This is a genomic window from Janthinobacterium sp. GW821-FHT03C08, assembly GCF_059420905.1.
In genome coordinates this window covers 1-8,334 of record NZ_JBWKUP010000039.1, presented here as the reverse complement: position 1 = coordinate 8,334, position 8,334 = coordinate 1, and the positions used below count along the sequence as shown (strand labels likewise).

The window sequence follows — 8,334 nt, the reverse complement described above, 5'->3', positions numbered from 1 at the left end:
AGTAGGTTATCGTCAGGCTTGTTATTCGCAGTAAGAGAAAAACCCGCTCAGCAATGAGCGGGTTTTTTTTCGTCTGCCGGTTTTACGGGATGTCGTTCAATACCCCCTACAATGGCGGTATGCGCATCCTGATCATTGAAGACAATCCCGATATTCTCGCCAATCTCTATGCCTACCTGGAAGCCAAGGGCCATGTGCTCGATTCGGCCATGCATGGCTATGCCGGCCTGGCCTTGCTGGCCCAGCATGCATACGATGTGATCGTGCTCGATGTCATGTTGCCTGGTTTGACCGGGTTGGAACTATGCCAGAAACTGCGCGGTGAATTGCACAACAGTACACCGGTGCTGATGCTGACGGCGCGTGACACCTTGCAAGACAAGGTTGCCGGCTTTGATAGCGGTGCTGATGATTACCTGGTCAAGCCATTTTCCTTGCTGGAACTGGAAATCCGCCTGCAAGCCTTGTTGCGCCGCGCGCGCGGGCAAAATACGGGCGCGGCCATCCTGACTGTGGGCGAATTGCGTTTCGATACAGAAAAATTTGAAGTCCGGCGCGCCGGCCAGCTCCTGACCTTGACCAGGACTGGTTACACCATCCTGAAATGCCTGATGATTGAGGCGCCCAAACTGGTGCCGCGCGACCGGCTCGAGCATGCAGTCTGGGGTGACGACCGCCCCGACAGTGATGCCTTGCGCACGCACATCCATGCGCTAAGACAAGTACTCGACAAGCCATACGCCTTTCCCATGCTGCGCACCATTTCCGGCATCGGCTATAAACTGCTGAGCGAAGATGCGGCCGTTTAGCTCCTTGAAGCGGCGCATCATCGTCGTTTATCTCCTGTTTGCCGTGGTGGCGAGTCTCTTTTTTGCCATCATCGCCGCCATCGCCGTCGAAGGTATCGAGGTGCGCCTCGTCGATGAACGCCTCAAAGAAGTGGCGGCCTGGGCCTCGCCGCGGCATGCGGCCGGTCTGTCCGTCGAGATGCCGGCCGGCCTGAGTTTTCATCACGCCGGCGATACCCCGCCGCCGCTGCGCGGGCTGGCACCCGGCATGCATGAAAAAACCGTCGACGGCGTCGATCTGCACGTGCTGGCTGGCCGCGACGTGCATGGCGACTTCGTCGTCATCGACCATGCCACGGAATATGAAAAGATCGAGCTGGTGGTCTACAGCATGTTTGCCTTGGCATTTCTCGGTTTCCTTATTTGCGCTTCCTTGCTGGGCGCCTTCATCGCCAACCGCCTGATCACGCCCATCATGGCGCTGGCGCAAGCCGTCAAGGCTGGCCAGCCGGCACTGCCGCTGCAGGATAGTGCCGATGAACTGGGAATCCTGGCGCGCGCTTTTGCTGCACGTACGGCGGAGTTGGCGGAAGTTCTCGACAGGGAGCGGTTTTTTACGGGAGATGTCAGCCACGAACTGCGCACGCCGTTGACGGTGATTACGGGCGCGGCGGAAATCCTGATGGAGCATGGCGACGGCGACCCTGTCGTGCGGGCCGCCTCCGAACGCATTGCGCGGGCCGCGCGCGAAGCCAGCGATTCCGTGACGGTGCTGCTGCGCCTGGCGCGGGCGCCAGAGTTGCTGGAATGTGCGCCATTTTCTGTCGCAGAACTGGCCCGGCAGGAATGCCAGCGTTACCAGCCGTACACGGCGGGCAAGCCGCTGACGCTCGTCTTTGTGCCGGACCACGACTTTCAGCTCGATGCTCCGCGCGAGCTGCTCGCCGCCGCCATCGGCAACCTGGTACGCAACGCCTGCCTGTACACCTTGCAGGGCGAGGTCACCGTGCGCCTGGCGGGGCGGGCCCTGATCGTCGAGGACACGGGACCCGGCTTGCCGGAGGCGGCGAGCGCGCGCCTGCTGCACCAGCCCATACCGGCCAGCCTGGGCGGTTCGTCCGGCACGGGCCTGGGACTGGGCCTGGTTCAACGCATTTGCCTGCATCTGGGCGCCAGCCTGACATTTACTCTCCGCCCCGGCGGCGGTAGCGTATTGTGTATTGATTTTCTGTAAGTGTTACACGTGATTTGCGTACATTTAACGAAAATATAACGCATATCTGACGTGGTTTTCACCTCCCTCCTTGTATGGTCTGCCCGGACGCTTGTCTTGCCACGCCGCCGTGCATGGGGGATGCCGTCATGTTCTCTTCATATTGACACTGTACGATGACTCGCATGGCTGCTGCCTTGCATGCGGCCAGTCCTTTTCATCCCATCAAGTAATTGTGCGTATCCATGCTGGCCAAACTGAAGTTCCTTACTCTCCCCAAACGTATCGATAGTGCATTCATGTTATCGGCCGTCCTGATCATTGGAATTGGCAATTACAGCAATCTCGACCTGGCGCTCGCCGACAGCATGTATGACGGCGCGCGGGGGCAGTTTGCCGGCACGGCCAACGCACTGGCGGATAGTCTTCAGTCCGGCATGACCTTGCTGGCCGGCGCCGCGATCTTGCTGGCGATCTGGGATGCGCTGCGCCCCTTGCCTTGGTGCGCTTCGCGCCGTACGGCCTTGCGCGTGCTGGCGTTGTCGGCCGTCCTGGTGCCGCTCGGCATCTATCTGCTGTCCGCGTTCAGCGGCGTGCCGTGCCCGACGGAGGTATTGCGCTATGGTGGCTTGGCATCCTACACGCGCCTGCTGGAAAGCGTGCCGGCGCAGGCGTCCGCCATGGTCTGCCTGCCGGCCACCGGGGCGAGCCATGCCTGGTGGCTGCTGGCCTTGCCGCTATTTTTCCTGCCGCGCCGGCCACGCCTGGCGGTGCTGGCGGGTGGCGTCATGCTGCTGTGCGGCCTGGGGCTGGGCTGGCTGCAACAACTGCAAGGGGCGCAGTTCCTTACGCATACCTTGTGGTCGGCGTGGATCGCCTCCTTCCTCGTGTATCTGCTGTACCAGCTGCTGAAGGCGGACGACGCGTTGGCCTGAAACGGAAAAGTACGTCACAATCTGCCTGTCGAGTTGTCGTTTCATACAAAAACAGGAGCACCATGAACGAGCAGATTGCGAGAGAAGTGGTATTGGTCCGGGCTATCGAGACGGCCGATCAGAAAAAAGAAGTCCTCAGCGAGGACGACCGCATGTATGCCAGCCGCAGCGCGCGTGAGCTTGCCCAGTGGCAAGCTTCAGGCAAGCAGGCCGAGGTCACGGGCGACGACTTCCTGCAGCAGCGCTCCGAACTCATCATCAAACGCATCACCGAACGCACGCCAGCTTTCGCCGCTTTCGCGAAGCGCCGCAATGGCATGAAAACCCTGGCGCTGACCTTGCCCCTGCTGGCCCTGTTGCTCGGAGCCGGACTCGACCGCATTACGGACCCGCACCGCGTCGACCTGCTGTCGGCCCCCTTGCTGCTGATCATCGCCTGGAATCTGCTGGTGTACCTGGGCTTGCTGATCTGGCTGTGCATTCCCTCGCATTCCCTCGGCTGGCCGAAAGCGGGACTGGTGCGCCACCTGAGCGTGGGGCGCCTGTCCCTGCCGCGCAAGCTGCCGCACGCCTTGTCAGCGGGCTTGCTCAGCTTCATGGGCGAATGGGCGCACCTGAGCGCGAAACTGACGGCTGCGCGCCTGGGCCGCACCATCCACCTGAGCGCCGCCATGTTCGCCATCGGCGCCGTCGCCTCGCTGTATGCGCGCGGTTTCCTGTCGCAATACGCGGCCGGCTGGGAAAGCACCTTCCTCAGTGCCAGCCAGGTGCACGGCCTGCTTTCGACCCTGTTTACGCCAGCCATTGCCCTGTTTCATCTGCAAGGCTTTTCGCTGGCGGAAATCGAAGCGCTGCGTTTCCCGCAAACGACGAACGTCGAGGGTGGCGCGCGCTGGGTGCATTTGTATGCGGCCACCATCTTCCTGCTGGTCGTCGTGCCCCGTCTGGTCCTGGCCCTGGCCAACAACTGGCGCGCCGCGCGCCTGGCCAGGCACTTTCCGCTGGATCTGGATCAGCCGTATTTCCGCAAGCTCAATGAAAGCATCGGCGTGGCCACGGGCGGCATGCTGCGCGTCTTGCCGTACAGCTTTACGGTCGATGAAGCGCGCCACAAGGGCCTGGGCCAGCTCTCCATCATGCTGTTTGGCGAACAGGGGCGCATGATGCTGCGGCCATCGACGTCGTATGGCGAAGAGCCGCAGGACGTCTTGCGCGGCACGGACCTGAATGATCCGCAAGTCAATATCACGGCCGTGCTGTTCAATCTGACGGCAACGCCGGAAAAGGAAAACCACGGCGCCTTCCTCGATTACCTGGTGCAATCGTCGACGCGCGGCATCGCCGTCCTGATCGACGAGTCCAGCTACCTGGAACATGCCGGCGAACAAGCGGACAATGCCGCGCGCCTGGCAGAAAGAGTCGCCCTGTGGCAACAGTTCTGCCAGTTCCACAAGACGACGGCCACCCTGGTCAATTTGCTTAATCCCGCCCTGCACCCGCTCGACGGCGGTGTCGGGCTGAAAGTATCGGCAGCAGCATGAGTGTGAATGTCAACAAAGAGGGGCAGGTCGATGCGGTGCAGATTCAGTTTGCGCTGATTTCGCATACGAATAATGGCAAGACCACCCTGGCGCGCACCCTGGTGGGCGTGGATATCGGCGAAGTGCGCGATGCCGCCCACGTGACAGTATTCGCGGAATCGCACACCCTGCTGGCCACGCCGCAGGGCGATACCTTGCAATTGTGGGACACGCCCGGCTTTGGCGATTCCGTGCGTCTGCTCAAGCGGCTGGGCCAGTCGGGCAATCCCATCGGCTGGTTCCTGCGCGAAGTGCTGGACCGCTATCGGGACCGCCCGTTCTGGCTCAGCCAGCAAGCCTTGCGCACGGCCAAGGATGCGGCCGATGTCGTGCTGTACCTCGTCAATTCCTCGGAAAATCCCAAGGATGCGGGTTATCTGCCGGCGGAAATGAAAATCCTCGAGTGGCTGGGCAAACCCGTGGTGGTCTTGCTTAATCAGATGGGGCCGCCACGTCCTGGCAATGAGGAACACGGCGAACAGGCGCGCTGGCGCGCGCATCTGCAGCAATATCCCATCGTGCGCGACGTCTTGGCTCTCGATGCGTTTGCCCGCTGCTGGGTGCACGAACGTGTGTTTTACGAAGCCGTGGGCAAGCTCTTGCCCCAGTCGCAGCAGGCCGGCTATGCGCGATTATTTGCCACATGGCAAGCGCAGAATACGGCGCGTTTCCAGCAGGCCATGCATCTGCTGGCCACGCAGCTGGCCGTGGCCGCGCAGGACAGCGAAGCGATCGATCCTGTATCCAAGGGCTTGTTGAAATCCGCATTGCAGGTGGTGGGCATCGGCAAGAATGAAGAGCAGCAACGCCAGGAAAAGGCCATGGGCAATCTGGTGGCGCGGTTGAATACGCGCAGCGGCGAGACCACGCGTGAACTCTTGATCCTGCACAAACTCGACCCCACCGATGCGCATAAGATCAATGCACGGGTGCGGGAAAATTTTGCCGTGCGCGCGCCGATCGACAAGGCACAAGCGGGTCTGTTGGGCGCCATGATCTCGGGCGCGGCGACGGGCCTGTCGGCAGACCTGATTTCCGGCGGCCTCACCCTGGGCACGGGCGCCTTGCTTGGCGGCGTCGTCGGTGCGCTGACGTTCGCGGGCGCCGCCTGGGGGTTTAATTCCGGCACGGATCGCAATGAGCCCACCATGCAATTTACGGACGCCTTCCTGCGCACCCTGGTGGTGGCGGGCGTGCTGCGTTATCTGGCGGTGGCGCATTTTGGCCGTGGCCGCGGTAATTTCGTCGAAAGCGAAGCGCCTGCCTTCTGGCAGGATGAAGTGGAACGGGCGGTGGCGGACCATGATGGCGCGTTGCTGGAGTTATGGAAAGACGTGCGCCGCGAAAAATCGCCGGAGCTGGCAGCTGAGCGCGTGCTGCCCATTCTGTCGGCAATGACGTCCGATACCTTGGCGCGCCTGTATCCGGAGGTGGCGCGCCAGGTGTGAGTCAGGCATCCCGCGCCTGCAGCCACTGTTGCAGAAACTGCACGCAGACGCGGACCTTGGCCGAGTTCGACAGCCGCGAGGTCGTGACCGCCCACACATCGGCCGTCTGCTGGTAGGCGGGCAAGATACGCACCAGATGCCCTCGTGCCAGGCTGCTGTCCACGTCCCAGGCGGAGCGCAAGATGATGCCGTGGCCATCGAGTGCCCATTGGTGCACGATCTCGCCATTGTTGGCAGACAGCGGCCCGTCGACTTTCACGGTTTCCAGCCCTTGCGGGCCCTGCAGTTTCCAGCGCTGTCCATCCTGGTCGCGTTCGCGGATGACGATGCAGTGATGGTCGCGTAATTGCGCCAGGGTGCTTGGTGTGCCGTGCTGGGCCAGGTAGGCGGGCGCGGCGCACAGTACGCGGCTGTTGGCGGCGATACGGTGCGCGATCAGGTCGGGCTCGTGCACTACGCCGACCCGGATGTCGAGGTCGAAACCTTCGCCCAGCAGGTCGACAGGGCGGTCGATCAGTTCCAGCTGTATTTGCAGTTCAGGATGTTGCCGTGCCAGTTGGGACAGGGCAGGGCCGAGCCGGTTGCGGCCGAAGCCGGAACTGGAGCAGATGCGCAACACGCCCTGCGGCTGCAATTTTGATTGCGCCACCGCTTCGCCCATCTGCTCGACATCTTCCAAGATACGCAGCGCCCATTGCCGCACGATCTCGCCGTGATCGGTCACGCTGACCCGGCGCGTGGTCCGGTGCAGCAAGCGCGCCTGCATGGCTGCTTCCAGCATGCCGATGCGCTTGCTGACGACGGCCTTGGAAATGCCCAGTTCCAGCGCCGTGGCGGCAAAGCTGGTTTTCTGGGCTACCAGGCAAAACAGGCGTAAATCTTCCAGCAGTGGCGTATTTTTCATCGATTGGCCACGAAATGTGGATACTCGGGTTATGAATACCCCGATTGTATTCTGATGTGACGCCAGTATGATTAATGCATCCATCTATCAACAGGAGAACGTGATGCCCCCACACAGAATCGCAGTCATCGCCGGCGACGGCATAGGCAATGAAGTCATGCCGGAGGGCTTGCGTGTCGTCGAAGCCGCCGCGCGCCGTTTCAATATCGACCTGCAGTTCACGACGATGGCCTGGGCCAATTGCGACTATTACCTGGAACACGGGCAAATGATGCCGTCGGACTGGTTTGCGCAGCTCAAGGATTTCGATGCCATCTATTTTGGTGCCGTGGGCTGGCCTGACAAGGTGCCCGACCATATCTCGCTGTGGGGCTCGCTGTTGAAATTCCGGCGAGAGTTCGACGAATACGTCAATTTGCGGCCCGTGCGCCTGATGCCTGGCGTGCCGTGCCCGCTGGCGCACAAACAACCGGGGGATATCGACTTCTACGTGGTGCGTGAAAATACGGAGGGAGAATATTCCTCCGTGGGCGGACGCATGTTCGAGGGCACGGAGCGTGAAACGGTGCTGCAGGAATCCGTCTTTACGCGCAAGGGCGTCGACCGTATTTTGAAGTATGCGTTTGAGCTGGCGCAAAGCCGCCCCAAGAAACACCTGACTTCGGCCACCAAGTCGAACGGCATTGCGATCAGCATGCCATATTGGGATGAGCGGGTGGAAGCGATGGGACCTGCCTTCCCCGATGTGCGCTGGGACAAATACCATATCGACATCCTGGCGGCCCGCTTCGTGCTGAGTCCGGAGCGTTTCGACGTGGTGGTGGCCTCGAACCTGTTTGGCGATATCCTGTCCGACCTGGGTCCCGCCTGCACGGGCACGATCGCCATCGCGCCGTCGGCCAATATCAACCCGGAGCGGACCTTCCCCTCCGTCTTCGAGCCGGTGCACGGTTCCGCGCCCGATATCTATGGACAGAATATCGCTAACCCCGTCGGCATGATCTGGTCGGGGGCCATGATGCTGGACTTTCTCGGCAATGGCGACGCCAATCACCGGGCCGCGCATGATGCGATTGTGCGCGCCATCGAGCAGGTGCTGAAGCACGGCCCGCGTACGCCGGACATGGGCGGCCGCGCCAGTACCACCGATGTGGGCACGGCAATCGCTACATTGCTGAAATAAGGCTTGCGGCCCATGGGCGGTTTTGCTATAGTTCGCCTCCCCAATGAGACGCAGTCAAATGCGGCACTTGAGGATCACCGGAAACGGCGATGTAGCAGAAAAGAAGATGTTGACGGATGTAGCGAAATGCCTCATACTCTTTCTTCTTCGCAGCTGACAAACACAACGCTTTGTCGATAGCGCGAAAATTGCAAATAAGCAGTACTGAATACCGTTCTTTAACAATTAACAGTCGATAAGTGTGGACATTTGATGCAGTGCAGCGCCGATCTTCGGATTGGCG

8 protein-coding genes are annotated in these 8,334 nt (G+C 61.2%); 6 read left to right on the top strand and 2 right to left on the bottom strand.

Going from position 1 to position 8,334, the window contains the following annotated elements; genetic code table 11:
• The first annotated feature begins 119 nt into the window (after nt 1-119).
• The 5 genes from AC07VL_RS27860 (at nt 120) to AC07VL_RS27840 (ending at nt 5,964) form a co-directional block, all read left to right on the top strand.
• Nucleotides 120-809 carry a response regulator transcription factor gene (locus AC07VL_RS27860; protein WP_494808729.1) on the top strand — a complete coding sequence of 230 codons (690 nt, stop codon included), beginning with the start codon at nt 120-122 and terminating at the stop codon, nt 807-809.
• On the top strand, nt 796-2,022 hold the full coding sequence (locus AC07VL_RS27855; RefSeq protein ID WP_494808728.1) for a sensor histidine kinase: 1,227 nt from the start codon (nt 796-798) through the stop codon (nt 2,020-2,022). The genes AC07VL_RS27860 and AC07VL_RS27855 overlap by 14 nt, the downstream gene beginning before the upstream one ends.
• 278 nt (nt 2,023-2,300) lie before the next feature.
• On the top strand, nt 2,301-2,936 hold the full coding sequence (locus AC07VL_RS27850) for a phosphatase PAP2 family protein (RefSeq protein ID WP_494808727.1): 636 nt from the start codon (nt 2,301-2,303) through the stop codon (nt 2,934-2,936).
• A 62-nt stretch (nt 2,937-2,998) separates the two neighbouring features.
• Nucleotides 2,999-4,477 (top strand): DUF2868 domain-containing protein, encoded by a 1,479-nt coding sequence (locus AC07VL_RS27845; protein WP_494808726.1) that lies wholly within the window; start codon nt 2,999-3,001, stop codon nt 4,475-4,477.
• A complete protein-coding gene (locus AC07VL_RS27840; protein ID WP_494808725.1) occupies nt 4,474-5,964 on the top strand; it encodes a DUF3482 domain-containing protein in 1,491 nt (496 codons plus the stop codon). The genes AC07VL_RS27845 and AC07VL_RS27840 overlap by 4 nt, the downstream gene beginning before the upstream one ends.
• Nucleotide 5,965: 1 nt before the next feature.
• Here AC07VL_RS27840 and AC07VL_RS27835 read toward each other — a convergent pair whose 3' ends face one another.
• A complete protein-coding gene (locus AC07VL_RS27835; RefSeq protein ID WP_494808724.1) occupies nt 5,966-6,868 on the bottom strand; it encodes a LysR family transcriptional regulator in 903 nt (300 codons plus the stop codon).
• A gap of 103 nt (nt 6,869-6,971) precedes the next feature.
• Here AC07VL_RS27835 and AC07VL_RS27830 point away from each other — a divergent pair, with 103 nt between their 5' ends.
• A complete protein-coding gene (locus AC07VL_RS27830; RefSeq protein ID WP_494808723.1) occupies nt 6,972-8,051 on the top strand; it encodes a tartrate dehydrogenase in 1,080 nt (359 codons plus the stop codon).
• A gap of 25 nt (nt 8,052-8,076) precedes the next feature.
• Here AC07VL_RS27830 and AC07VL_RS27825 read toward each other — a convergent pair.
• On the bottom strand, nt 8,077-8,334 hold a 258-nt coding region (locus AC07VL_RS27825), incomplete at its 5' end, for a hypothetical protein (protein ID WP_494808722.1).